At 72.9% G+C, this 24,258-nt stretch carries 20 protein-coding genes; 10 read left to right on the top strand and 10 right to left on the bottom strand.

Annotated features, from left to right (window positions below; translation table 11 throughout):
- Positions 1 to 22: 22 nt before the first annotated feature.
- The 7 genes from AB0I79_RS43925 to AB0I79_RS43895 all read left to right on the top strand — a co-directional run bounded on the left by AB0I79_RS43925 (position 23) and on the right by AB0I79_RS43895 (position 9,226).
- Complete coding sequence (locus tag AB0I79_RS43925) at positions 23 to 1,042, top strand: acyl-protein synthetase (protein ID WP_357886359.1); 1,020 nt, start codon at positions 23 to 25, stop codon at positions 1,040 to 1,042.
- Positions 1,042 to 2,436 carry an acyl-CoA reductase gene (locus AB0I79_RS43920; RefSeq protein WP_357886357.1) on the top strand — a complete coding sequence of 465 codons (1,395 nt, stop codon included), beginning with the start codon at positions 1,042 to 1,044 and terminating at the stop codon, positions 2,434 to 2,436. The genes AB0I79_RS43925 and AB0I79_RS43920 overlap by 1 nt, the downstream gene beginning before the upstream one ends.
- Positions 2,433 to 4,880: a hypothetical protein gene (locus AB0I79_RS43915; protein WP_357886355.1), complete on the top strand. Its 2,448-nt coding sequence runs from the start codon at positions 2,433 to 2,435 to the stop codon at positions 4,878 to 4,880. Before AB0I79_RS43920 ends, AB0I79_RS43915 begins: the two co-directional genes overlap by 4 nt.
- Before the next feature lie 108 nt (positions 4,881 to 4,988).
- Entirely contained in the window at positions 4,989 to 6,137 is a 1,149-nt protein-coding gene (locus AB0I79_RS43910) for a glycosyltransferase (protein ID WP_357886353.1), read from the top strand.
- Positions 6,138 to 6,140: 3 nt separating this feature from the next.
- Positions 6,141 to 6,842 (top strand): class I SAM-dependent methyltransferase, encoded by a 702-nt coding sequence (locus AB0I79_RS43905; RefSeq protein WP_357886351.1) that lies wholly within the window; start codon positions 6,141 to 6,143, stop codon positions 6,840 to 6,842.
- A 70-nt stretch (positions 6,843 to 6,912) separates the two neighbouring features.
- On the top strand, positions 6,913 to 7,587 hold the full coding sequence (locus AB0I79_RS43900) for a polysaccharide deacetylase family protein (RefSeq protein WP_357886465.1): 675 nt from the start codon (positions 6,913 to 6,915) through the stop codon (positions 7,585 to 7,587).
- Positions 7,588 to 7,618: 31 nt separating this feature from the next.
- Positions 7,619 to 9,226 carry a hypothetical protein gene (locus AB0I79_RS43895; protein WP_357886349.1) on the top strand — a complete coding sequence of 536 codons (1,608 nt, stop codon included), beginning with the start codon at positions 7,619 to 7,621 and terminating at the stop codon, positions 9,224 to 9,226.
- Here the strand turns inward: AB0I79_RS43895 and AB0I79_RS43890 are convergent.
- The 5 genes from AB0I79_RS43890 to AB0I79_RS43870 all read right to left on the bottom strand — a co-directional run bounded on the left by AB0I79_RS43890 (position 9,223) and on the right by AB0I79_RS43870 (position 15,357).
- Positions 9,223 to 9,687 carry a response regulator gene (locus AB0I79_RS43890; RefSeq protein ID WP_357886347.1) on the bottom strand — a complete coding sequence of 155 codons (465 nt, stop codon included), beginning with the start codon at positions 9,685 to 9,687 and terminating at the stop codon, positions 9,223 to 9,225. The two genes, AB0I79_RS43895 and AB0I79_RS43890, sit on opposite strands and share 4 nt — an antisense overlap.
- Positions 9,684 to 11,363 (bottom strand): CHASE3 domain-containing protein, encoded by a 1,680-nt coding sequence (locus AB0I79_RS43885; RefSeq protein WP_357886345.1) that lies wholly within the window; start codon positions 11,361 to 11,363, stop codon positions 9,684 to 9,686. Before AB0I79_RS43885 ends, AB0I79_RS43890 begins: the two co-directional genes overlap by 4 nt.
- Positions 11,360 to 12,538, bottom strand: coding sequence for a fused response regulator/phosphatase (locus AB0I79_RS43880; protein WP_357886344.1), 1,179 nt, complete (start codon positions 12,536 to 12,538; stop codon positions 11,360 to 11,362). Before AB0I79_RS43880 ends, AB0I79_RS43885 begins: the two co-directional genes overlap by 4 nt.
- Before the next feature lie 254 nt (positions 12,539 to 12,792).
- Positions 12,793 to 14,685, bottom strand: coding sequence for a hypothetical protein (locus AB0I79_RS43875; RefSeq protein WP_357886342.1), 1,893 nt, complete (start codon positions 14,683 to 14,685; stop codon positions 12,793 to 12,795).
- A 75-nt stretch (positions 14,686 to 14,760) separates the two neighbouring features.
- The gene (locus AB0I79_RS43870; RefSeq protein ID WP_357886340.1) at positions 14,761 to 15,357 is read right to left on the bottom strand and encodes a TetR/AcrR family transcriptional regulator; all 597 of its coding nucleotides are present in this window, start codon (positions 15,355 to 15,357) and stop codon (positions 14,761 to 14,763) included.
- A 77-nt stretch (positions 15,358 to 15,434) separates the two neighbouring features.
- Here AB0I79_RS43870 and AB0I79_RS43865 point away from each other — a divergent pair, with 77 nt between their 5' ends.
- Positions 15,435 to 15,803, top strand: coding sequence for a nuclear transport factor 2 family protein (locus AB0I79_RS43865; RefSeq protein ID WP_357886338.1), 369 nt, complete (start codon positions 15,435 to 15,437; stop codon positions 15,801 to 15,803).
- Positions 15,804 to 15,810: 7 nt separating this feature from the next.
- On the opposite strand, the gene guaA is transcribed toward AB0I79_RS43865, so the two are convergent.
- Positions 15,811 to 17,358, bottom strand: a complete 1,548-nt coding sequence (guaA, locus tag AB0I79_RS43860) for a glutamine-hydrolyzing GMP synthase (RefSeq protein ID WP_357886336.1) — start codon at positions 17,356 to 17,358, stop codon at positions 15,811 to 15,813.
- Positions 17,359 to 17,454: 96 nt separating this feature from the next.
- Here guaA and AB0I79_RS43855 point away from each other — a divergent pair, with 96 nt between their 5' ends.
- Complete coding sequence (locus tag AB0I79_RS43855) at positions 17,455 to 18,360, top strand: hypothetical protein (RefSeq protein WP_357886334.1); 906 nt, start codon at positions 17,455 to 17,457, stop codon at positions 18,358 to 18,360.
- On the opposite strand, the gene AB0I79_RS43850 is transcribed toward AB0I79_RS43855, so the two are convergent.
- Both AB0I79_RS43850 and AB0I79_RS43845 read right to left on the bottom strand, forming a co-directional pair.
- Entirely contained in the window at positions 18,351 to 19,172 is an 822-nt protein-coding gene (locus AB0I79_RS43850) for an SDR family NAD(P)-dependent oxidoreductase (protein ID WP_357886332.1), read from the bottom strand. The two genes, AB0I79_RS43855 and AB0I79_RS43850, sit on opposite strands and share 10 nt — an antisense overlap.
- A 162-nt stretch (positions 19,173 to 19,334) precedes the next feature.
- Complete coding sequence (locus tag AB0I79_RS43845; RefSeq protein ID WP_357886330.1) at positions 19,335 to 20,828, bottom strand: DUF885 family protein; 1,494 nt, start codon at positions 20,826 to 20,828, stop codon at positions 19,335 to 19,337.
- Between the two features lie 88 nt (positions 20,829 to 20,916).
- Here AB0I79_RS43845 and AB0I79_RS43840 point away from each other — a divergent pair, with 88 nt between their 5' ends.
- Complete coding sequence (locus AB0I79_RS43840) at positions 20,917 to 21,657, top strand: N-acetyltransferase (RefSeq protein WP_357886328.1); 741 nt, start codon at positions 20,917 to 20,919, stop codon at positions 21,655 to 21,657.
- Positions 21,658 to 21,691: 34 nt separating this feature from the next.
- On the opposite strand, the gene AB0I79_RS43835 is transcribed toward AB0I79_RS43840, so the two are convergent.
- Both AB0I79_RS43835 and AB0I79_RS43830 read right to left on the bottom strand, forming a co-directional pair.
- The gene (locus AB0I79_RS43835) at positions 21,692 to 22,654 is read right to left on the bottom strand and encodes a pyridoxal-phosphate dependent enzyme (protein WP_357886326.1); all 963 of its coding nucleotides are present in this window, start codon (positions 22,652 to 22,654) and stop codon (positions 21,692 to 21,694) included.
- A gap of 60 nt (positions 22,655 to 22,714) precedes the next feature.
- Entirely contained in the window at positions 22,715 to 24,220 is a 1,506-nt protein-coding gene (locus AB0I79_RS43830; RefSeq protein ID WP_357886325.1) for a succinic semialdehyde dehydrogenase, read from the bottom strand.
- Between the last annotated feature and the right edge of the window lie 38 nt (positions 24,221 to 24,258).

Below are 24,258 nucleotides of genomic sequence, written 5' to 3'. Positions count from 1 at the left end.
TTCCCGCTGGTGGTGAGCGCGCGTGTTCACGCTGAGCGCGCCGGAGCGGGAGGCCGTGCTGGTGCCGGAGCTGGCGGCGCTGACCGAGCGGCACCGCGAGGCGTGCCCGCCGTACCGCAGGATCCTCGACGCCATCGGCGCGGCGCCGCCCTACGAGCGGCTGGCCGAACTGCCGTGGCTGCCCGTGCGGCTGTTCAAGACGCACGAGCTGCGCAGCGTGCCGCAGGAGCTGGTGTTCCGGGTGCTGACGTCCAGCGGCACCACCGGGCAGCGGCCGAGCCGCATCTACCTCGACCGGGAGGCCGCGGCGGCGCAGACCCGCATGCTGGCCGCCACGATCCGGGCCGTGCTGGGCGAGCGGCGGCTGCCGATGCTCGTGGTGGACACCCGCTCGGTCGTACGCGACCCGACGCTGAGCGCCCGCGGCGCCGGCGTGCTGGGCATGATGAACTTCGGCAGGGACCACACGTTCGTACTCGACGAGCAGGGGCGGGTGGACGCGGAGGCGGTCAAGGGGTTCCTGGCCCGCCACGGGGGCGAGCGGTTCCTGGTCTTCGGGTTCACGTTCATGGTCTGGCTGCACCTGCGCGGCCTGGGCGCGGACCTGTCGCAGGCCGTGCTGATCCACTCCGGCGGATGGAAGCGGCTGGCCGAGCAGGCGGTCGACAACGCCGAGTTCCGGCGGCGGCTGGCGGCCGAGTGCGGGCTGAGCAGGGTGCACAACTTCTACGGCATGGTCGAGCAGATCGGCACCGTGTTCCTGGAGGGGCCCGACGGTGACGGGCTCTACTGCCCCGACTTCGCCGACGTGGTGATCCGCGACCCCGAGACCTGGCAGGAGGCGCCGACCGGGGCGCCGGGGATCATCGAGGTGGTCAGCACGCTGCCCACGTCCTATCCGGGTCACGTGCTGCTGACCGAGGATCTGGGCGTGGTGCGCGGCGTGGACGACGGGAGCTGGCCGGGCAAGCGGTTCGAGGTCCTCGGCAGGCTGCCGCGGGCCGAGGCGCGCGGCTGCAGCGACACCATGGGGCAGGGCTGATGCCTGACGACCGCACCGCCATCGCACGCGACAGGGCCGCAGGCACCCGCGAACCTTCCGGCGTCGCACGCGACACATCCACAGGCACACCAGCACCTTCCAGCGTCCCGCGCGACGCGGCCGCCGAGGCGCGTGGCGCGGCCGCCGAGGCGCGTGGCGTGGCCGCCGTGGACGTCAGGTTCCCGGCCGGGGGGACCGTACCGGTCGAGGTGGTGCTCGACCAGCTCGGCGGCGAGCTCCCGGGCAGGGGCCGTGGTGAGCTCCAGGTGGGTGACGAGCGGGTCAGGGAGTTCCTCGCGGCCTTCGGGCGGCGGCTGCTGCGGCCCGCGCTGGCGCGCCGGCATCCCGAGCTGGGCTCGCTCGGCTTCTTCCTGCGGCCCAGCGAGCTGGCCCGCACGGTGGAGGGGCTCGGCGGCGAGCACGTACGCGTCCCGCGCGGCCTGGTCTTCCACGTCCCGCCCGCGAACGTCGACACCGTCTTCGTCTACTCCTGGGCCCTGTCGGCCCTGATGGGAAACCGCAACGTCGTACGCCTGTCGCACCGCTCCGGCACGGTCGCCGAGACCATCCTGGAGACGCTGCACGAGGCGCTGGCCGACGCCGATCCCGCGATCGCCGCCACGCAGCGCGTCATCTCCTACGGCCGCTCCGACACCGTCACCGCCGCGCTGTCGGCGGCCTGCGACCTGCGGGTGGTGTGGGGCGGCGACGGCGCCGTACGGGAGATCCGGCGGCACCCGCTGGCTCCGCACGCCCGCGACCTGACCTTTCCCGACCGTTCGTCGTTCGCGGTGGTGCGGGCGGCGGCGTGGCTGTGCGCGCCGCGGGCGGCGCGGGTGACGGTCGCCGAGGGGTTCGTCAACGACACCTACTGGTTCGACCAGGCCGCCTGCTCCTCCCCCAGGACCGTGTTCTGGGTGGGGTCCGAGGGCGACTGCGACGCGGCGCGGGCCGACTTCACCGACCACGTGGCGCGGGTGGTGACCGTGCGCGGCTGGGGGGTGGACGCGGCGATGGCCGTGGAGAAGCGGGTCTCCACCTACGGGCTGGCCGCCGACGGGCTGGCGGAGAGCGTGGAGTTCCGCGGGAACGCGCTGGCCGTCGTGCGCCTGTCGGCCGCGGCGGCGGCGCCTCGCCGGTGGCTGGGCGCCGGGACGTTCGCGCACGCCAGGCTGGGGGCGCTGGCCGAGCTGGTGCCGCTGGTGGAGCGGCGGGATCAGACGATGACGCACTTCGGGTTCGGCCAGGCCGAGCTGGAGGAGCTGGCCAGGGGGCTGGCGGGGCGGGGCGTCGATCGCATGGTGCCGGTCGGCAGCGCGTTGAGCTTCCACCGGGTGTGGGACGGGGTGGATCTGCCGGCCGAGTTCACGCGCCTGGTGACCGTCATTCGATGACGGCGGCGGCTCCGGAGAGCACGCTCGTCCGCCCGCGGGTGTCTCCTGGGCGGGGAACCTGGGTGCCGGCGGCGCTCGTGTGCGCCGGGGCTGTGGCCGCCTTCCTGTGGTGCGGGGTCTCCGCCCGCGATCTGTGCGCCTTCGCCGCGTACCTCGGGGGCGGGGTGGCGCTGCCGGGAACGCTGCTGTGGCGCGCGCTGGCCGGGCGGGGGCAGCCGGTGGGCGAGGAGGTCGCGGCTGGGCTGGCGCTCGGGTATGCCGTGGAGGTGCTGGCGTACATCCCGGCGCGGGCCGTGGGGGTGCCGTTGCTGGTGCTGGTGCCGCCTGCCGTGATCGTGGGCGTGTTCGCGGGCGTGCCGAGGCTGCGGCGGCACTGGCGGGGGCGCGCGGGCGGGGGCGGGGAACGGGTGCCGCCGTGGTGTGCCTGGACGCTGGCCGGGATCGTGGCGTACCTGATCGTGTGGAGCACGCTGTTCCAGTACCGGGTGCCGATCGAGGCCGGGTACGTGGACATGCCGTACCACCTGGCCATGGTCGGCGAGGTCAAGCATCACTTCCCGCCGACCATGCCGTCGGTGCTGGGCGAGCCGCTGGCCTACCACTGGTTCGTCTACGCCGACATGGCCGCCACGAGCTGGGTGACCGGGATCGAGCCGGTGACCCTGGTCTACCGGCTGTCCACGCTGCCGATGGCGGCGGCCATGGTGGTGCTGGTGGCGGCGCTCGGGCGGCGGCTGGGCGGTAGCTGGGGGGCCGGGGCGGCGGCGGCCGGGGTGACGTACTTCCTGTTCAGCCCCGCGCTGGTGGAGGGGGTGGTGTTCAGCTCGCGCTCGATGTTCACGGTCTCGACGAGCCCGACGCAGACGTTCGGGGCGCTGCTGTTCGTGCCCGTCGTGCTGCTGCTGGTCGGCGGGGGCGGGACGCGGTGGGCGGAGCCGGGCGGCGGAGGCCGTGCGCGGTCGGCGGCACCGGGCGGCGAGGGCGGGACCCGGTGGGCGGCACCGGGCGGTGGGGGCAGGACGCGGTGGGCGGCACCGGGCGGTGGGGAGGCGTACGGGTGGGACGCGCCGGGCGGCCGGGGGTGGGCGCGGTGGGGGGTGCTGGGCGTGTTGCTGGTGGCGCTCAGCGGGGCGAAGGCCACGTATCTGCCGCTGCTGCTGGCCGGGCTGCTGGTGGTGGTCGCCGTGCGCGGGGTGGTGGAGCGGCGGGTGCCGGGGGCCTGGCTGGGGGTGGCGGCCGTGACGCTGGGGTGTCTGCTGTTCGCGCAGTTCGTGCTGTTCGGGCAGGGGGCTCAGGGGATGGCCGTCTCGCCGTTCGCGACCATGCGGGCCGTGTGGGGGGCGGTGGCGGGCGTGGGGATGCCGGAGCTGGCCTCGGTGCCGGCGGGGCCGCTGGTGGTGCTGACGGTGGTGCATCTGTTCTGCCTGGCCTGCGTGTGGGGCGGGGTGGCGGCGCTGGGACGGCGAGTGCTGGAGCCTGCCGTGCTGCTGTTGCTCGGGATCGGGGCGGCGGGGATCGGGGCGACCGTGGTGTTCGGGCATCCGGCCGAGTCGCAGCTCTATTTCCTGGAGGCGGCCCGGCCCTACCTGTCGGTCGCCGCCGTGTGCGGGGTGATGGCGGCGAAGCGGGGGGCGGCGGGATGGGAGCAGGCGGGATGGGAGCAGGCGGCCGGGCGGAGGTCGGCGGCGGAGCGCGGGGTGGCGGGGTGGGAGCCGGCGGCCGGGCGGAGGCGGGTGGCGGAGCGGGGGACGGTGGCGGGGCGGGGGCCGTGGGGGCGGGCCGGGTGGCTGGCGGGGGTGGGGGCAGGAGGCGCGCTGGTGGTGTCGGAGGTGGAGTTCGGCGGCGGGGCGCTGCTGCGGGTCGTGACGCCGTACCTGGTGCTCGGGGTGGGGGCGCTGCTGTTGTGGCGGCGCGGGGCCGTGCTGGCGGTGGTGGCGGTGCTGGCGGGGTACGCCCTGCCGGGCTCCGTGCGGGACGTGGCCGGGCACGTCGATCCCCGGCCGGAGCGGCGGGAGCGGCTGATCCCGAAGGGGGCGCTGGAGGCGGGGCGGTGGCTGCGGGCGCACTCCTCGCCCGGCGACGTGGTGGCCACGGACCTGCACTGCCGTTACGACTGGTGGCAGGTGTGCGACAGCCGGCACTTCTGGGTGTCGGGGTTCAGCGAGCGACGGGTGCTGGTGGAGGGCTGGGCGTACGCCGAGAGCACGCTGTCGCGGGCCAGGCCGTTCGTGCGGTCGTACCTCGCGGAGCCGTTCGGGGACCGGGACCGGCTGGCGGCGAACGACGGAGTGTTCGTGGCGCCGACGGCGGAGAACGTCCGGACACTCGCCCAGAAATATGGCGTCAAATGGCTTTTTACTGGCATAAATCCGGTGTTGGATGAATTCGCCGAGTTGCGGTTCCGGAATGCGACCTCTTCGGTCTACCGGCTCCCCGAAAGGTAAAGATCCTTCCGCTTCTCGGAATGGTAAGGAAAAAGCCGCACGCGCCCCGCTGGACTCCCCCAGCACCATTTCCGTGGACCCACGGCCACGAGCAGATCAGGGGAGCCTATGGACACGCGTGCCGCCATGGAGCCGAGCCCCCGCGTCCTCGATCCCGCGGCCAGGCCGGCGAGCGTGGACATCGTCATCCCCGTGCTCAACGAGGAGCGCGCGCTGCCCGGCTGCGTCCGCACGCTGGCCGCCTACCTCGACGCCGGGTTCCCGCTGCCGTGGCGGATCACGATCGTCGACAACGGCAGCACCGACGGCACCTGGCGGGTCGCCACCGCGCTGGCCGGGGAGCTGGAGCAGGTGCACGCCCGGCGGCTGGACATCAGGGGCCGGGGCGCGGCGCTGCGGGCGGCCTGGCAGGAGAGCCCTGCCGACGTCGTGACGTACATGGACGTCGATCTGTCCACCGACCTCGACGCCCTGTTCCCGCTGGTGGCGGCGGTGGCCGGCGGCCACTCCGAGCTCGCCGTCGGCACCCGCCTGGCGCCCGGCGCGCGCACGCGCCGCTCGCTGCGCCGCGAGGTGGTGTCCAGGGGCTACAACGCCCTGCTCAGGCACGGGTTCGGGGTCCGGTTCAGCGACGCGCAGTGCGGGTTCAAGGCCGCCAGGACGGACGTGGTCAGGCCGCTGATGCGCAAGGTCGAGGACGACTCCTGGTTCTTCGACACCGAGCTGCTGCTGCTGGCCGAGCACAACGGGCTGCGGGTGCACGAGGTGCCGGTCGACTGGATCGAGGACGCCGACTCCCGCGTCAAGGTGGTCAGGACGGCCGTCGACGACCTGAAGGGGCTGGCCAGGGTGGCCTGGTCGATGTCCACGGGCCGGGCACGGGTGCAGGTACGCAGGCCGGAGCCGGCGCCGGCGCATCCGGACGCGGTACTGACCCGGCCAATGCTCGACATTTCTGCTTTTATCGCGATATTCCCCGGAATTCTGCATGCGCTGGCGTATCTCCCGTTACGAGAAATGTGGTCACCGGCGGTGGCGAATCTCGGCGCGCTCCTCCTGGCGGGGATCGTCAGGGGCACGGCCCGCCGCCGGTCGGCCTTGCGCGCCGCGACCCGATGCGCGGTTCTCTACGCCCTCACCACCGCGGCCGTGCTCTGCGTGCCCGCCGAGGGGGCCGCGCCCGAGTCGGGCGCCGTCGCGGCCGCGTACTGCCTGCTCGCCCTGCTCCGCTGGGTCTTCTCCCGGACAAGGAAATGATCGATGGAAACCACTGAGATCCGCCGCCTGATCGCGCTAGAGGAGACCCACTGGTGGTACCGCGAGCGCCGCGCCATCCTGCGCAGGGAGCTGCGCGGGCTGGGCCGTCCAGGCCGGGCGCTGGACGTCGGCGCGGCGGGCGGCGGGAACACCAAGGTGCTGGTCGAGGCGGGCTGGGACGCGACCGCGACCGACCACTGCGAGAGCGCGGTGGAGACGGCCAGGAAGCGGGGGCTCAAGGCGGTCCGGGCGGACGCGCGGGCGCTGCCGTTCGAGACGTCGAGCGTGAGCCTGGTGACCGCGTTCGACGTCCTGGAGCACATCCGCGAGGACCACCTGGTCACCGAGGAGATCGCCCGGGTGCTGGCGCCCGGCGGGCACGCGTTGATCGCGGTGCCGTGCGACATGTCGCTGTGGTCCCCGCACGACGACGCCGTCGGCCACGTACGCCGCTACGGCCGCGACTCGCTCACGGTCGTCGTCGAGAAGGCCGGGCTGACCATCGACCGCATCTGGAGCTGGAACGTGCTCCTGCGCCCCCTCGTGGCCCGCCACCGGCGGCGCTCCAGCGGCGGCAGCGACCTGCGCAAGTCCCCCTTCCTGGTGAACGCGGGGCTGTCGGCGGTCGTCTGCGCCGAGCGTTACCTGCCGGTCAAGTCGCTCAAGGGGGTGACCCTCTTCCTGCGGGCCCGGCTCAACAGGTGAAGGTGCCCAGAACGAGACATCAGGGCACGCATGGGCGGGCGAGGATGGCTCTAGGCTTTGCTGTGTGGTGATGCATGCCCTACTCGCGGCTTCCCTAGCTCTTACCTCCCTGCCCGCCTCTGCCACTCAGGCCGCCGCCGTCGACTGCGCCCGGGTCAAGTGCCTGGCGCTCACCTTCGACGACGGGCCGGGCAAGGACACCCCCGCCCTGCTCAAGGCGCTGTCCAAGGCGAAGGCCAAGGCCACGTTCTTCCTCGTGGGCAAGCGGGTGGAGGAGCGGCCCGAGGTGGCCAGGCAGATCGTCGCTCGCGGGCACGCCATCGGCAACCACACCTACTCGCACGCCTCGCTGCCCGCGCACTCCGACAACGAGATCCTCGACGAGCTCAAGGTCACGCAGGACGTGATCGAGGAGGTCACGGGCCGGCGTCCGACGATGTTCCGGCCGCCGTACGGGCAAACGGACGAGCGGGTTCTGGGGCTGGCGGGCCAGACCGAGCTGGCGCAGATCCTGTGGACGGGCACCACGCTCGACTGGAGCCTGCGGGACACCAAGAAGATCAAGGCGGCCGTGCTGAAGTCGGCCAAGCGCGACGGCGTGATCCTCATGCACGACGTGGTCCCGCAGACGGTGCGGGTCATGCCGGAGATCCTCAAGGAGCTCAAGAAGCGCGGCTACCACCTCGTCACGGTGCCCACACTGCTGCGCGGCAAGGGACCGACGCCAGGGGAGAGCTACTTCTGACCGGTTCCCCCCTCAGTTCGGGAATGAAAGCATGGGGAGAGACATCAGGCGCAGGCCCTGGGTCGCGCTGACGACCTTCCTGATCGTCCAGGCCGTACTCGGCTGCTGGTGGGCGGCCTTCTACCCGGGCCTGTTCAGCCGCGACTCGGTGCTCTACCTCAGCCACACGATGGTCGGGCCCTGGGTGAGCGATCACTCGGTGGTCTACGACGCGCTGCTGTGGCTGAGCTTCACCAAGACCGGTGACCTGGGCGCCGTCACGTTCGCGCAGACCACGGCCATGGCCGGGGCGCTGACCTACCTGGCGCAGTCGCTGAAGGCGATGGGCGCGCCGCGGCTGCTGACGACCGTGGTGGTCGTGCTGATGCCGCTGGCGCCGCCGGTGGGCGCGTTCACGGTGACGCTGTGGAAGGACGTGCCGTTCACGATCTGCGCCGTGGCCATCGCCGGCCTGTGCGCGCGGATCGCCGCCCGGCGCGCCGTCGGCGTGCCCGCGCTCGTCGGGCTCGCGCTGCTGTTCGTGGCGCTCGGGCTCTTCCGCGCCAACGGCTTCCTCATCGCGGGCGTGGCCGTGCTGGCGCTGTTGGTGCTCGTCCCGGCCGTGCGGCTGCGGCTGCTGCTCACCGGCACGCTCGCCGCCGCGCTGCCGCTCATGCTCTCGAACGTGGTGTTCCCGCAGTTCGGCATCGTGGCGCCGTCGAAGACGTACGTCTACCACACCGCGTACGGGGACATCGCGGTCGCCTACCGGCAGCGGCCCGACCTGTTCACCCCGCAGGACATCAGCCTCATGTCGGCGGTGGCGCCGATCGAGCGGTGGTGGGCGGGGGGCACCTGCTACACGATAAACCCGCTGATCTGGCGCACGGACTTCAGCTGGCAGCAGGCCGACCTGCACGCCGGTGAGCTGCTGGAGCTGTGGCGGCGGCTGCTGGTCACCGAGCCGCGACTGGTCGTGGACGCGCGGCTGTGCCGGGGCGCGATCGCGTGGCGGCCGGTGCAGGACGGGCAGGTGACCGGGGGGATGACGTACCGGTTGTCGCGGCGGCCGAACGCCGACACGTACGTGGGGCCGTACAAGGTGGCGGACTTTCCCGGGCGGTGGGTGTACTCGCTGCGGCCGCTGTCCATGGAGCTCAACCAGGTGGCCGACCCGTGGCTGACCGGGGCGCTGATGCCCGAGTGGGACTGGGTGCTGTGGCGGGGGGCGTCGTGGGCGTACCTGTCGTACCTGGCGGTGGGGCTGGCGGCGTGGGCGCTGCGCAACCGGTACGTGCTGGGGGTGGCAGCGGTGGTGGCCGGGCAGCAGCTCGCCGTGCTGGCCAACATCTCGGCGCAGGACTTCCGCTACATGGCTACGCCGATCTTCGTGGGGGCGCTGCTGGTGCCGCTGTTCCTGGGGAGCCTGGTGCGGCTGTCGGCGGAGGCCGGGGAGGGGCTCAGGCGGCGGCTGCACCGCCGGCCGGCCGCCCCGGCGCCCGCGGGACAGCCCGCGGGACAGCCCGCGGAGGAGCCCGTGGAGGAGCTCGAACCGCTTGTGGCGTCGAAGGCTGAGCCCATCGGCCCCGAGACGGGCTCCGAGGACGACGCGCCGACCGAGCCGATCGACATGCGGCGGGACCCCGGCGGGCGCGCCTAGATGCCTTCGTCCCCGCCGTAAACCCGGGCCCGGCCGGGCAGCCGTACCACCGTGACGAAGAACTCGTCGATCTGCCGGATCACGGCCATGAAGCGGTCGAGGTCGACGGGTTTGCTCACGTAGGCGTTCGCGAACAGCTCGTAGCTGCGCAGGATGTCCTCCTCGGCCGAGGAGGTGGTGAGCACCACGACGGGGATGGAGCGCAGCTCGGGATCGCCCTTGATGCGTTCCAGCACCTGGCGGCCGTCGTACTTGGGCAGGTTGAGATCGAGCAGGATCAGGTCGGGGCGCGGCGCGGCGGCGTGCTCGCCGCGCCGGTAGACGAAGTCGAGCGCCTCCAGGCCGTCCCTGACGACGTGGAGGTTGTTGCGGATCTTGTTGTCCTCGAACGCCTCGCGCGTGATGAGCTCGTCGCCGGGATCGTCCTCGACGAGGAGGACTTCGATGGGTTGCCCGGTCATGAGCTGTTTCCTTCGTGGTCGATGCCAGGGTCGGCCGGCAGGGTGGAGACGGGCTGGGTGGTGGCGGGCTGAGTAGTGGCGGACTGGGTCGTGGCGGACTGGGTCGTGGCGGGCAGGGTGGTGGCGGGCAGGGTGGTGGCGGGCAGGGTGAAGCACAGCCGGGCGCCGCCGGTGTAGCCGGTGTCCAGCCAGATCCTGCCGCCGTGGTTCTCGACGATCTTCTTGCACATCGCCAGGCCGATGCCGGTGCCGCTGTACTGCTCGCGGCTGTGCAGGCGCTGGAAGATGACGAAGATCTTATCGGCGAACTCGGGCTCCACGCCGATGCCGTTGTCAGCCACGGAGAAATCCCAGCCGTCCACCCCGGGCTCGCACCCGATGCGGATCAGCGGCTCGCGGGCCGGGTCGCGGAACTTGATGGCGTTGCTGATGAGGTTCTGCCAGAGCAGGCGCAGCATCGTGGGGTCGCCGACGACGGTGGGCAGCTTGCCGGGGCGCTCGAAGCGGGCGCCGGACTCCTCGATCGGAGCCGACAGGTCGTCGATCACCTTGTCCAGCGTCTCCTCCAGCTCGACGGGCTCGCGGTCGTCGTACACCCTGCCCACCCGGGAGAACCTCAGCAGGTCGTTGATGAGGACCTGCATCCGGGTGGCCCCGTCCACCGCGAAGCGGATGTACTGCTTGCCGCGCTCGTCCAGCACCTCCCCGTACCGTTTCTCCAGGAGCTGGCAGAAGGTGGCGACCTTGCGCAGCGGCTCCTGCAGGTCGTGCGAGGCCACGTACGCGAACTGCTCCAGCTCGGCGTTCGAGCGCCGCAGCTCCACGGCCTGCGCGTCGAGGTCGGCGGCCTGCTCGCGCAGCAGCACCTGCTGCCGGTGGGAGTCGCCGAGGGCCTGCACGATCCGTACGCGCATCAGGTCCACGTCCTCGGCGACCTCGCGGATGTCGGCCGGGCCCCTGGCGGGGATGGCGTGCTCGAAGTCGCCGGCCGCGATCTCGCGGGAGGCCATGCGGAGCTGGTCGAGCGGCCGGACGACCGCGCGGCGCAGCAGCACGGCCATGCCCACCATGGCCAGCGGGAACAGCACGAGCATGGCCAGGAAGGCCCAGTTGCGCAGCTGCTCGGCCCGGAACAGCTCCACCCGGGAGCTCTCGCGGAGCTGCGCGAGGCGGCCGTTCTGCCGTTCGAGCATCGTCCTGATCTCGTCGAACGCCTGCTTGCCCGCCTCCACCGTCACGCCGGGCACGCTGCCGTCGTCGCGCCGTTCCGCGGTCATGGGCTCGGCGTAGTCCCTGCGCCAGGCGGCGGCCTTGTCGCTGATGGCGTTCAGCTCGGCGAGCAGGTCGGGCCGGTCGCCGACGTGCGCGGCCACCTGCGCGCTGCTGAGCTGCTCGGCGGCCACGCCCTCGGCGTACGGCTGCAGGAACTCCTGCCTGCCGGTCAGCAGGAAGCCCCTGACGCCGGTCTCCTGGTCGATCAGGGCCTTCTGCATCTGGGACGCCTCGATCGCGGCCGGGGAGATGCGCGTGGTCAGCTCGTCGGACAGGCTGCTCGTACGCTCGATCATGACGGCGCCCATCACCGCGCAGACCGCCACCAGGACGGTGAAGGCCGCGATCATCACCAGGAACCAGCCGTGCACGGTCAGGCGGCGCAGGCGGGACGCGTCGATCATGCTCGCTCTCTCCACCGCAGGTGCACCACGGCGAGGTCGTCGGCGGGCGCGTCGGGCGCGGTGACCTCCTCGACGTCGGCGATCAGCGCGTCGAGGAAGCCTTCGCCGTCGCGGTGCGCGTGCCGCCGGGCCAGCTCCAGCAGCCCCTCCTCGCCCAGCCAGCGCGGCGGCGCGCCGGGCAGGCGGCGTTCGAACAGGCCGTCGGTGTAGAGCGTGAGGCCGCCGCCCTTGGGCAGCTCCAGCACGTCCTGGTGCCAGTCGGCCTCCACGGGCAGGCCGAGCGCGAGGCTGTGCGTGGGGTCGGCCAGGCTCACCGTGTCGCCGTCGTGCAGCAGCATGCCGGGGTGGCCGGCGCGCCAGATCCGTACCGTGCGCTGGTCGGGCTCCAGGACGAGCGTGGACATGGTGACGAAGATGTCCGTGCCCGGCCGCTCGGCCTCCAGGATGCGTTCGAGCCTGCGCAGCAGGGCCGCCCCCGTCACGCCGCTGAGCACCAGCGCCCGCCAGGCGATGCGCAGGCAGACGCCGAGCGCGGCCTCGTCGGGGCCGTGCCCGCAGACGTCGCCGATGACCGCGTGCACGGCCTTGTCGTCGGACTCGACGACGTCGAAGAAGTCGCCGCCGAGCGTGGCCGAACCCCTGCTGGGGCGGTAGCGCGAGGCCACCTCGATCGGCATGCTCTGCAGCAGCGGCGTGGGCAGCAGGCCGCGCTCCAGCCGCTCGTTCTCCTTGGCACGCATGCGCTCGGCGTGCAGCGCCACGGCGGCCTGCTCGGCCTGCTTGCGCTGCATCGCGTACCGCAGCGTCCGGCCCAGCCACTCGGCCTCGACCCGGCCCTTGACCAGGTAGTCCTGCGCGCCCGCCGTCACCGCCGCCAGCCCCGCCTGCTCCTCGGCCAGGCCGGTGAGCACCACGACGGCCGCGTCACCCGCCTCCTCGATCACGGCGGACAGGGCCGAGAACTCGTACGCGTCGGGCAGGCCGAGGTCCAGCAGCACGCACTGGGGCCGCAACCGGACCAGGGCCCGCCGGGCCTCGTCCACGGAACGCGCCCACTCCAGGCGCACGGCAATACCGCTGTCCTCCAGCAGCTCCTCGACGATCAACGCGTCCTGCGGATCGTCCTCGACGAGCAACACCAACGGCTGCCTGCCGTACTCGCTCGCATGGGACATGCGGGCTTCGCCACTCCTTCCGAACCGCGGGTCACGGGCATCCCCTTGCCAACCGCGGTCCGCGTTGGCCCAGGAGAAGCCTCTCTTCCCATAATTATCGCGGGTATGCGCGCGCATGACGGAGTGGCGGCACGGGCCTGCCGCCAGGGCCCGGACCTCTCACCAGGGACGGGGCCGCTCCGGCCGCCAGGGACGGGGCCCGCTCTGGTCGCCAGGGACGGGCCCGCTCCGGCCGCTCCGGCCGCCCTGCCCGCTCAACGAGGCCGGTAACAGCAGCGAGCCCCCGTACGCACGGTGGCGCGCAGTTCCTCGCCGATCGACGGATCGACCGCCGAGACCCGGTCCACGGCCCGCCAGATGGCCTTGCCCACGGCGACCCTGGCCCGCTCCTCGCTGCCCGTGAACGGCCGCGCCCGCCCGCCGATGCCGGTGGCCGCGGCCAGCTCGGCCAGCAGCCACTCCCGCTCCGCGCGCAGCGTGGCGGCGCGTTCGGGGTCGTCCTTCGACTCCAGCTCGCCGAGCTCGCCCTCCAGCCGCGCCAGCCGCTCCTTGTAGGTGCGCCTGGCCACCTCGTCGAGCACCGGCTGCGCCGAGTTCGCCGCGCTCCTGACGGCGTCCGTGCCGGCGGCCAGGTCGATCGCCGGGATCTCCTGGCCGGGGTTGGCCATCAGCGTCGCCAGGTAGCCCATGCCCACGCTGTGACCGACCAGCGCGCTGCGCCCGTCCAGCTCCAGCAGCCAGTGCAGGCCGCGCCGCCGGCAGCGGCAGCCGCCGGCCTCGTCCGGCCGCGTGGCCGCCTTCGGCAGCACCATGCCGAGCTCCGCCGCCTCCCGCGCCGCGCCGGGCCCCTCGTCGCCGGGGTCGCCCCCGAGCAGCGCGAGCGCCTGGGCCAGCCGGTGCCGGGACAGCACGGTGGCCGGCCAGTGTCCCAGCGCCAGGTTCTGCCGCACGGCGGCACGCAGGTGCCCGACCGCCCGGTCCACCTCGCCGAGAGTGAGCGCGGCCACGCCCAGGGGGTGGTGCGCGGAGCCGAGGCAGGCCACGCCGTGACCGGCGATGACCGGCAGGTCGGCGAACGGGGCGAGCGCGGCGTACGCGTGGGCGGCGGTGTCGGCGTCCCGCAGCAGGTGCGCGGCCTCCACCATGAAGTACATCGACGTCATCCACGTGCTGGAACGCGGCAGGTCGGGCCCGCGCAGCCGGGCCAGCAGTCCCTCGGCCGTACGGCGGTCGCCCGCGTCGGCGGCGGCCGCGGCGAGGCTGGCCAGGTAGGAGTTGTCCAGGGCGCTGAGGGTGGGCGAGTGCACCATCTCCGACAGCGCCGGCACGAGCTCGGCGCCGCGTCCCTGGAGCCAGCGGATGGCGACGAGCTGCCAGCCGTACCAGCCGGTGGCGTCGACGTCGCCGGTCGCGTCGCCGAGCTCCGCGCAGACCGCCGCCAGCGTCTCCGCCTCCTCGAACCGGCCGGCGCGGATGGTCAGCATCACCTTGATCGCGCTGACCACGAACCCGATGGCCCGGTGCTCCTTGGCGGCCAGCATGCCCTGCAGCTCCTGGAGGCTGCGCTCGGCCTTGGGCGAGGCCTCCAGGAACAGATCGACGGTACGCAGCAGCAGCCCCATCAGCGCGTCGCCCCGGCGCCCCGTGCGCGCGGCCTGTCCGATGAGCTCCTGGGCCAGCCGGAGGCGCCGCTCTCCGTGCTCGGGCCCGAGCAGGCAGTTGTGCGCCAGGCCCAGCGTCTCCGCCAGCGCCACCGGGTCACCGGCGCCGCGCGCCAGGGACAGGAGCCGGAGGATCGTCTCGTGCGTGCCGGCGCGGTAGTCCTCCTCGGCGGCCTGCCTGGCGCGCAGCCGCAGGGCCAGCGCCGAGCGGGGGTCCAGCCGCCGCAGGGCGTGGCGCTGGCGGGTGCGTACCCGCTCCCAGTCCGCGCAGGTCCGGTGCTCGTGCACCCACACGCCGCTCAGCCCGAGGGCGGCGCGGGCCAGCTGCTCGGGGTCGCCGCTCAGCTCGGCGTCCTGGTAGGCGGCGTCGAACCAGTAACGCGCGGCCCGCAGGTCGCCGTCCACGGACAGCGCGCGCTCGCCCGCCAGGATGGCGAAGGCGATGTTGCCGCGCGGGATTCGGTGTATCTCTCGTGTCGCGCCCACGTTGTGCGCTCTCCTCCGGATCGAAGCGACCGGCCCCCGTGACTCAGGAGGCGGTGGATCCGGGTTTGATACAGATCACGACGCGGTGATGCCGAGAGCGCGCAGCAGGGTGGTGTGGAGCGCCTGCCTCGACTCCTCCTTGGACAGCCGGCCGGCGGCGGTCTCCTCGCTCGCCGCGTGCGCGAGCCTGATCGTGACCGTGACCAGCCACTTCGCCGGCATTCCAGCGTCGAACTCGCCGGCCTCCTGGCCGCGCCGGATGACGCGTTCCAGCAGCTCGGCGACCGGCGCGTGGCGGGCCTGGTCGTCCTGCGGGGTCACGGGCAGCGCGCCGAGCTTCGGCAGGAGGGCGGGGTGCCGGCCGGCCGCGCGGTCGCCGGCGTCGAGCAGCCGCAGCAGCGCCTCGGCGGCCGGGCCGCTGCCGGGGTCGGTGGCGTCCATCGCGGCGACCGTCTCCTCGGTGAGGTGGTCGAGGACGGCCGCCAGCAGCCGGTCACGCGAGGGGAAGTGGGCGTAGACGGTCTGCCGGCTCACCCCGGCGGCGGTGGCGATGGCGTCGACGCTGGCGTCGGGGTCGGTGTCGAGCAGCTCGACGGCAGCCGCCAGGATGGCGGCCCTGCTGCGGCGGGCGTCGGCGCGGCGGTTCCGGGACGGGGTCGGGGGTGAGCTCATCTCTTACACCTTGTCCAAGTTAATGGGCTGTGTATATCTTACAGCGCGTAAGAGTTATGGCCGTGATGGGGAGCATCATGAAGACAGACCCGAAGACGTTCATCGCCGACTTCATGACGTCGCTGACCGACGACCTGGTGAACACCGACGAGGACCCGGCCGTGATCATCGACCGGTACCACACGCCGGACATCGTGCAATTCGCCGACGGGAACCGGATCGACCGGGACAAGCTCATCGCCCACACCCGCCCGGTGCGCAAGAACCGCCCCGAGAGCCGCATGGAGGTGCACGAGGCGGTCATGGACGGGGACCGCCTCGCCGCCCGCTACACGCTGCACGTGCGGCAGCGCGGCAAGGACCTCGCGATCGACGTGCACTTCTTCGGCCGGTTCACCGACGACGGCCGGATGCGCGAGGCCCACCTGCTGACCCGAACGTTGTGAGGGCGGGTCACTCCCACTCGATGGTGCCCGGGGGCTTGCTCGTCACGTCGAGCACCACCCGGTTGATCTCGCGCACCTCGTTGGTGATCCGCGTCGAGATGCGCGACAGCACGTCGTACGGCACCCGCGACCAGTCGGCCGTCATCGCATCCTCGGACGTCACCGGCCGCAGCACCACCGGATGCCCGTACGTACGCCCGTCGCCCTGCACGCCCACCGACCGGACGTCGGCCAGCAGCACCACCGGGCACTGCCAGATCTGCCGGTCGAGGCCGGCCCGGGACAGCTCCTCGCGGGCGATGGCGTCGGCCTCGCGCAGGATGGCCAGCCGGTCGCGGGTCACCTCGCCGACGATGCGGATGCCGAGGCCGGGGCCGGGGAACGGCTGGCGCCAGACCATGGCGGCCGGCAGGCCGAGCTCCTCGCCGGCCCGGCGCACCTCGTCCTTGAACAGCGCCCGCAGCGGCTCCACCAGCTTGAACTGGAGATCTTCCGGCAGGCCGCCGACGTTGTGGTGCGACTTGATGTTGGCGGTGCCGGTGCCGCCGCCCGACTCGACCACGTCGGGGTAGAGCGTGCCCTGGACCAGGAACTCCACCGGCCCGTCGGCCATGATGGCACGCTGCTCGTCCTCGAAGACGCGGATGAACTCGCGGCCGATGATCTTGCGCTTCTCCTCCGGGTCCGTGACGCCCTCCAGGGCCTTCAGGAACCGGTCGGAGGCGTCGACCACGCGCAGCTTGACGCCCGTGACGGCCACGAAGTCGCGCTCGACCTGCTCGGCCTCGCCCTTGCGCAGCAGGCCGTGATCGACGAACACGCAGGTCAGGCGCTCGCCGATGGCACGCTGGACGATCGCGGCGGCCACCGCGGAGTCGACGCCGCCCGACAGCGCGCAGATGGCCCGGCCGTCGCCCACCTGGCGGCGCACGGCCTCGACGGAATCCTCGACGATGTTGAGCATGGTCCACGACGGGCGGCAGCCGGCCGCCTCCAGGAAGTGCTTGAGCACGGCCTGGCCGTGCTCGGAGTGCAGCACCTCGGGGTGGAACTGCACGCCGTAGAGCCCGCGCTCGACGTTCTCGAACGCGGCGACCGGCGTCTCGCGGGTCGAGGCGGTCACCGCGAAGCCCTCGGGCGCCGCCGCCACGCTGTCACCGTGGGACATCCACACGGTCTGGCTGGCGGGCAGGCCGGCGAAGATGACGCCCTCGTCGAGCACCTCCAGCGCGGTGCCGCCGTACTCGGCGACGCCCGTGCGGGCCACCTCGCCGCCCAGCGCCTGGGCCATGGCCTGGAAGCCGTAACAGATGCCGAACGTCGGCACGCCCGTGGAGAACAGGCCGTGCGGCACCGGCGGGGCGCCCTCGGCGTAGACCGAGGAGGGACCACCGGACAGGATGATCGCCTTCGGGTTCCTCGCCATCATCTCCTCGACCGGCATGGTCGAGGGCACGATCTCGGAGTAGACGTGGCACTCGCGCACCCGCCTGGCGATGAGCTGCGCGTACTGTGCGCCGAAGTCGACCACCAGCACTGTGTCGAATTCAGACACCGTGAGAACCCCCCATAGGCGAATGCGGTGACCTCAGTCTATCCGCCTTGGCAGTTACACCTGGCCAGGCACCGGCCGACGTGCTAACACAGAACAATGGATCTTGTCTGGCCGGTGGCGGCGTGGGCCCTCTGGGTCGCGATGCTCGCCGCCGCCTTCAAGGTGTCCAGCCGGCACGACCCCGGGCAGGGCGCCGATGCCGCCCCGCCCGCCCCCGTGGCCGACCTCTTACGCGGCATGCGTGCCCAGGAGGTGTTCCACACGGCGCTGTTCGAGCTGGCCGGGCGCGGGTGGGTGGCGGTCGAGGGTGATCACCTGTCCCTCGGGTCCCCGATGGAGGAGCCGCTGCCGGCGTACGAGCGGTGGGTCCTGGAGCGGGTGCGCGCCCGCATGGGGAACGCCTCCGAGGCCGCGGTGATCGACCTCATGCCGACCGCGGCCGAGCTCGACCGCGCGTTCGTCCCCCTCGTCCGCCGGCACGCCATCGAGCTGGGGCTGGCGCGGCGGCGCTGGCCGAGCCTGCTCGTGCCGGTGGTGCTGGCGGCCTCGCTCGTCGTCCCCTGGTACGTCACGGTCGCGGCGGCAGGCGTGTCCTGGCCCGGGATCATCGCCACGGCGGTGTCGTTCGTGGCGGGGATCGGGCTGCTCATGGGCGGGCGCGGGTTCGTGCCGACGGCGCGCGGCCGCGAGGCCGCCGAGGCGGGCCCGGCCGGCCCCGAGCAGGAGTGGATCTTCACGGGCAGCGGCTGGCACAGCGGCGAGATCGAGCCCGCCAGGCCGCTCCCGCAGCGCCAGGAGGTCACAGGGCACATCGTCAAGCGGTGGGCCGACACCGGCCGCTACTACATCGCCCTGCACGACGGCAGCTCGCCCAAGGCCACCGCGTTCGAGGTCCAGCAGGGGCTCTACCACGACGTGCTGCCGGGCGACTGCGTACGGGTGCTGGTCAGGCCGCGCAGCGGCACGGTCGTACGGGTGCTGGCCCACGACCGTCACTGGTAGGCGGGCAGGCTCCCGGCGAGCAGGGTCTCGGTCTGCTCGCGCAGCCGGTCGGCGTACTTGGGGTCGGTCAGCAGCAGGAACCTCTCCTCGTGGATGCCCGTCACGACCAGGTCGGCCACCTCGGACGGCTCCATGCCCCGCTCGGCCGCCCTGCTGACCGACTCCCGCGACTCCACCTCGTCCGCGGTCGGGGCGGTGGCCGGGCCGGGCGGGCGGGTCCGGTCGGAGTCGCCGATGCGGGTCCTGACCGCCCCCGGGCACAGCGCGCTCACGCGCAGCTTGGAGCCGGTGGCGGTCAGGTCCTGGGCCAGCGCCAGGGAGGCGGCCAGCGCGGCGTACTTGGTCACCGAGTAGCCGCCCGACCCCGGCGGGGCGAACAGGCCCGCGACGGAGACGGTGTTGACGATGTGGCCCTCGGTGTCCTGCTCGATCATGCGCGGCACGAACGCGTGGACGCCGTGCAGCACGCCCCACAGGTTCACGCCGAGCAGCCAGGAGAAGTCCGCCTCGTCGCGGGTCCACATGTGGCCGCCCTGGAAGACGCCCGCGTTGTTGCAGAGCACGTGGACGGCCCCGAGCTCCCCGAAACAGCGGTTGGCCAGGTGACGCACGGACGAGGCGTCGGACACGTCGGTGATCTGCGTGAGCACCTTGACGTCGCCGGCCATCGCGGCCGTCCGCGCGAGCCCGTCGTGGTCGACGTCGGCGAGCATCAACGTCATCCCCTCGGCCGCGAACCGGAGGGCCAGCGCCCGCCCGATGCCGCTTGCCGCGCCCGTCACCACCGCGACCTTGCCGGAGAGCTCGCGCACGGACCAACCTCCCTGGCGAATCGACGCTACAGACGTTCCCCGATCAACCCTGGAGACGCTCCCGGACTCGCTCGGACGCCGCTCGGACGTCAAAGAACGCCGCTCGGACGTCAAGGACGCCGCTCGGACGGCGCTCGGACGTCAAAGAACGCCGCTCGGACGTCAGACGACGGCGCCGATCAGGCCCAGGGGCGGCGCGCCGAGGTCGAGCAGCTCCTTGTGGAAGCGCTGCACGGTGAAGCCGGCGCCCCACTCGGCACGGGCCCGCTCGCGCAGGTCCATGATGAGCAGCTTGCCCCAGGTGTAGCGGCCGTACGTCGGGTCGAACGAGGCCCGCCGCGCCTCCGACAGCGCCGCGGGGCCCGCCAGATGCGTGTCCGATTCGAACCGCCTGGCGCCCTCCTCCACCGTCATCTGGCCGGTGTGCACGCCGATCGCGCAGGCCAGCCGGGTGACGCGGATCAGCGCCTCCACCCATACTCCGATCTCGAAGCGCGGGTCGCCCTGCTCGAAGCCCTCCTCGACGCACAGCTCCTCGGCGTAGTGCGCCCAGCCCTCGATGAACGCCACCGACTGCAGCACCCTGCGCACCTCGGACGGCGCCCGCCGCAGCGCCCTGGCGTGCGAGAAGTGCCCGGGCGCGACCTCGTGCACGTTGATCGCGGGCAGCGTCGTGGCGCTGAAGACCTCCAGCCACTCCTCCTGGTCCTGCCGCGGCCAGGAGGTGTCAGGCGGCGTGATGTGGTACCACGACGGGCCCTCCGGCTCGCCCGGCGAGTTCCACGCCATCATGGCCATCGCCCAGCGGCGCGACTCGGGCGCCAGGCCCACCAGGCATTCGCCGTCGTGGTAGGGCACGAGGTCCTTCTCGCGGGTGAACGCGATGGCCTTCTCCGTGCCGATCCGCGCGGCCTCGATCACGCCCTCGGGGTCGGGGTGGTCCTTGACCAGCTCGCGTACGACGTCGAGCGGCGCCCGGTCCTGCTCCCCCAGCTTGGCGCAGGACTCGGCGAGCAGCGCCATCAGCCGGTCGCGCTCGGCGTCGGCCCGCTCGGCCAGCTTCCCGAGATCGACGGGCAGGCCCTCGGCGGTGCCCATCAGCCGCGCCAGGGCCTCGCCGCCGAGGGAGGCGTCCGGGTCGCCCTCGGCCGCGGCCCGCTCCAGGTGGGCGACGAGCCTGGCGTGCGCCTTGAGCGCGGCCTCGTCCGTGATGCCGGCGGCCAGCCCCTTCGCGGCTCCGAACAGGGACTTCGCGACGGGCGCGGCCACCTGGTCGAGCGCGGCCACGGCCTGGTCCACGGCCTCGGGCCAGCGCGCGAGATGGGCGGCCCTGGCCGCGGCGCGCTCCTCCTCGGGGCCGTAGTCGCGGTCGTAGCAGGCCAGGTCGAGGTTGGACAGGTGGAACAGCGGGTTCTTCCGGTGCAGTTCGAGCTCGCCGAGCTGGTTGCGCAGACTCTCCTCGAACACCTGTAGGTGCCTGGCGTCGTGCGTGTCCTCGGGCTCCGGCCCCTGGCCGAGTCGTGCCAGGCCGGCCCGTACGCCGTCGGGCGACAGGTCCTGGATCTGACCGTCGTACTCGTGCCTGCCGCCGCCCTCGCGCGCCTCGGCCACCATCAGATCGGTGACGGCTCGTAGCCTGGCGTCAAGTTCTGTCATAGGCCGACGCTAGCGCACCTCTCCTTGGGATCTTAAGTACCCATAAATGAGACGCGGAGCTGCCGGGTCCGCGGGCAAGATTGTCGGCATGGCCATCCGCATCACCACGCTCGCCGAGCGCCCGGAGTTCGCCCCGACGCTCTGGGACATGGAGCACACCTGGCAGCGGTTCATGCTGGAGGACCCGGTCGCGGATCTGTACTACGCGCTGGTCAAGACCGCGTACCCGGACCACGTGCTGGTGGCCGACGACGACGCCGAGCCGGGGCGGCTGGTGGCGCGGGGCTACATGACCCCGTTCGTGTCGGACGGCGGCGAGCTGCCCGACAGCGGATGGGACGGGGTGATCCGGTCCGGCTGGCTGGCCCGCGAGGGCGGCAGGCCGACCGACGCCGTCTCCGCCCTGGAGATCACCGTCCGCCGCGACCTGCTGGGCAAGGGCCTGTCCGGGGTGATGCTGGCGGCGATGCGGGCCCAGGCCGCCCGGCTCGGCCACCGCGAGCTGGTCGCCCCGGTACGCCCCAACCTCAAGCACCTCGAACCGCACACCCCGATGGAGGAGTACGCGTTCAGGACGCGCGCCGACGGCCTGCCCCACGACGCCTGGCTCCGGGTGCACGTACGGGCGGGCGGCGAGATCGTCAAGGTGGCGCCGCGGTCGATGGTGGTGGCGGGCACGCTGGCGGAGTGGCGCGGCTGGACCGGCCTGCCCTTCGACCGCTCGGGGCCGGTGGAGGTGCCGGGCGCGCTCAGCCCGGTGCACTGCGACGTGCGCCACGACCACGCCGTCTACGTGGAGCCGAACGTCTGGGTCAGGCACCCCGTCTGACCGGCGAGGCTCCGTCTAACCGGCGAGGCTCCGTCTAACCGGCGAGGCTCCGCAGCCTTTCCGCGTGCCGGGCGACGTCCAGCCCCTTCTCCCCGGCCCAGGCGTCGTCGTGGCAGCCCGCCAGGTGCCGCTCGCCCGCATCGCCGATCAGCGATACCACGGTGCCGCTCTCTCCCCTGGCCCGCATGCGCTCGGCCAGCTCCAGCGCCGCCCAGAGCGCGGTGCCCGAGGAGGGCCCCACCGGCAGTCCGGTCACGGCCCTGAGGTGCCTGGCCGCCGCCACGCTCGCCGAGTCGGCGACGGGGACGACGAGATCGACCAGGTCGGGACGGAACCCGGGCTCGACACGGGGACGCCCGATGCCCTCGATGCGCGACGGCATGCCGGTGGCGTAGTCGGGCACGTCGAGCGTCCATCCAGGGAAATAGGCGGAATTCTCCGGATCCGCCACCGCGACCCGGCAGCTCTCCCCGTGCGCCCTGATCCACGAGCCGAGCGTGGCCGACGTGGCGCCGGTGCCGGCCCCCGTCACCACCCAGTCCGGCCGCACCTGCCCGAACAGCTCCTCGGCCAGATCGTGCTCGGCCGCCCGCCCGAACTGGTCGAGGAAGTGCCCCTCGATCCGCCGCGCCGCCTCGTAGATGGCCACCGGCGGCGTCACGAACCTGCACTCCCCGCCCAGCTCCTCCACCGGCCTGGCCCGTGCCCGGCTGTGCCTGCCGGGCATCACCACGATGTACGGCAACCCCAGCCGCCGCGCGAACCACGCCTGGGCGACGGCGGCGTTCCCGCCCGTCGCCTCGACCACGGTCGTGCCCTCGGTGACCAGCCCGTCGAGGATCGCCCGGCGGAACAGCGCCCTGGCGTGCCGATGCCGCAGGCTGCCGGTCGGATGCGCCGACTCGTCCTTCAGCAGCAGCCTGACCCCGGGCGCCCGCACGGGGAACTCGATCAGCGGCGTGGGCTCCCCCGCCGCCAGCACGTCCGACCAGCTCACCCCTTCACCCTGCCAGCCGGGCAGGGAACGAACAGGACCCGTTCGCCAGGAGCCGAGCCCCTACTTCAGCCGCGCCCGCCGCATCACCTTCAGCGCCGTCGCCAGCAGCCCCGCCCACCTCTCGTACGGCACCCCTGCCGGCGGCTCGAACCCCAGCCACCCCGCCTGCGAGGCCACCGCCTTGGCCTCGGTGTAGCGCAGCAGCCCCTCGACCCCGTGCCGGCGGCCCAGCCCGGACGCCTTCATGCCGCCCATGGGCACGTCGTAGGACGCGTACGCCGAGGCGTACCCCTCGTTGATGTTGACCGTCCCGGCACGCACCCTGGCGGCCAGGCGGCGGGCGCGGGGCGGGCTGGAGGTCCAGATGGAGGCGTTGAGGCCGTAGGCGGTGTCGTTGGCCAGCTCGACCGCCTCGTCCTCCGTGGCGAAGGGGTAGAGCGCCACCACGGGCCCGAACGTCTCGTCGCGGCACAGCTCCATGTCCTCACCGACCCCGGTGAGCACGGTCGGCTCGTAGAACAGCGGGCCGAGGTCGGGCCTGGCCCGGCCGCCGGTCAGCAGCGTGGCGCCCTTGGCGACGGCGTCGTCCACGTGCGCGGTGACCGTGTCGAGCTGGCGGCGGGAGGTGAGCGAGCCCATCTGCACCGACCAGTCGTGCCCGGCACCCAGCTTGAGCGCCCTGACCTCCCGCACGAAGCGCTCGGCGAAGGCGTCGAAGAGGGACGCGTGCACGTACAGGCGCTCGATCGACAGGCAGAGCTGGCCGGCGTTGGTGAAGCAGGCCCGGATGGCGCCCTGCACGGCCACGTCGAGGTCGGCGTCGTCGAGCACGATCATCGGGTTCTTGCCGCCGAGCTCCAGCGAGCAGCCGATGAGCCGCTTGGCCGCCTCCTCGGCGATCTTCCTGCCGCCGCGGGTGGAGCCGGTGAAGACGACGTAGTCGGCGTGGTCGAGCAGCGCGTCACCGATGCCGGCCGGCTCGCCGAGCACGACCTGCCAGATCTCGCGCGGCATGCCCAGCTCGGCCAGCAGGTCGATGGTCCACAGCGTGGACAGGGCGGTCTGGGTGTCGGGCTTGTGCACGATCGCGTTGCCGGCCAGCAACGCGGGCACCGCGTCGGTGACGCCCAGCGCGAGCGGGTAGTTCCACGGGCTGATCAGCGCGACCACCCCCTTGGGCGGGCGCAGCTCCGTCACGCGGGTGGCGCCGGGGAGGATGCCCTTGCGGGCCCGCGGGGCGAGCAGGCGGGGCGCGCGGCGGGCGTAGTAGAGGCTGCAGCCCGCGACGTCGAGCACCTCCTCGAAGGCGTGCTTGCGGGCCTTGCCCGTCTCGTTCTGGACGATGTCGAGGATCTCGTCCCTGCGGTCGAGGATGGCGTCGTGCAGGAGGAGGAAGGGCCTGGCTCTCTCCGCGGGCGACCTGCCCGCCCATTCGGCCTGGGCCGCCCTGGCCTTCCCGTACGCCGCCCGAACGTCGCCGGCGTCGGAAACGGGCAGCTCAGCGAGGGTTTCTCCGGTGAACGGAGCGATGACGCACTGTGTCCTACCACTGGACGTGACCTGCATCTCAGAAGCATATTCCGCGTTGCTACCGGCGGGTAGTT

The organism is Nonomuraea sp. NPDC050202 (genome assembly GCF_040656115.1).
Taxonomy (GTDB): Bacteria; Actinomycetota; Actinomycetes; order Streptosporangiales; family Streptosporangiaceae; genus Nonomuraea.
This window is presented reverse-complemented; position numbering and strand designations above follow the sequence as displayed.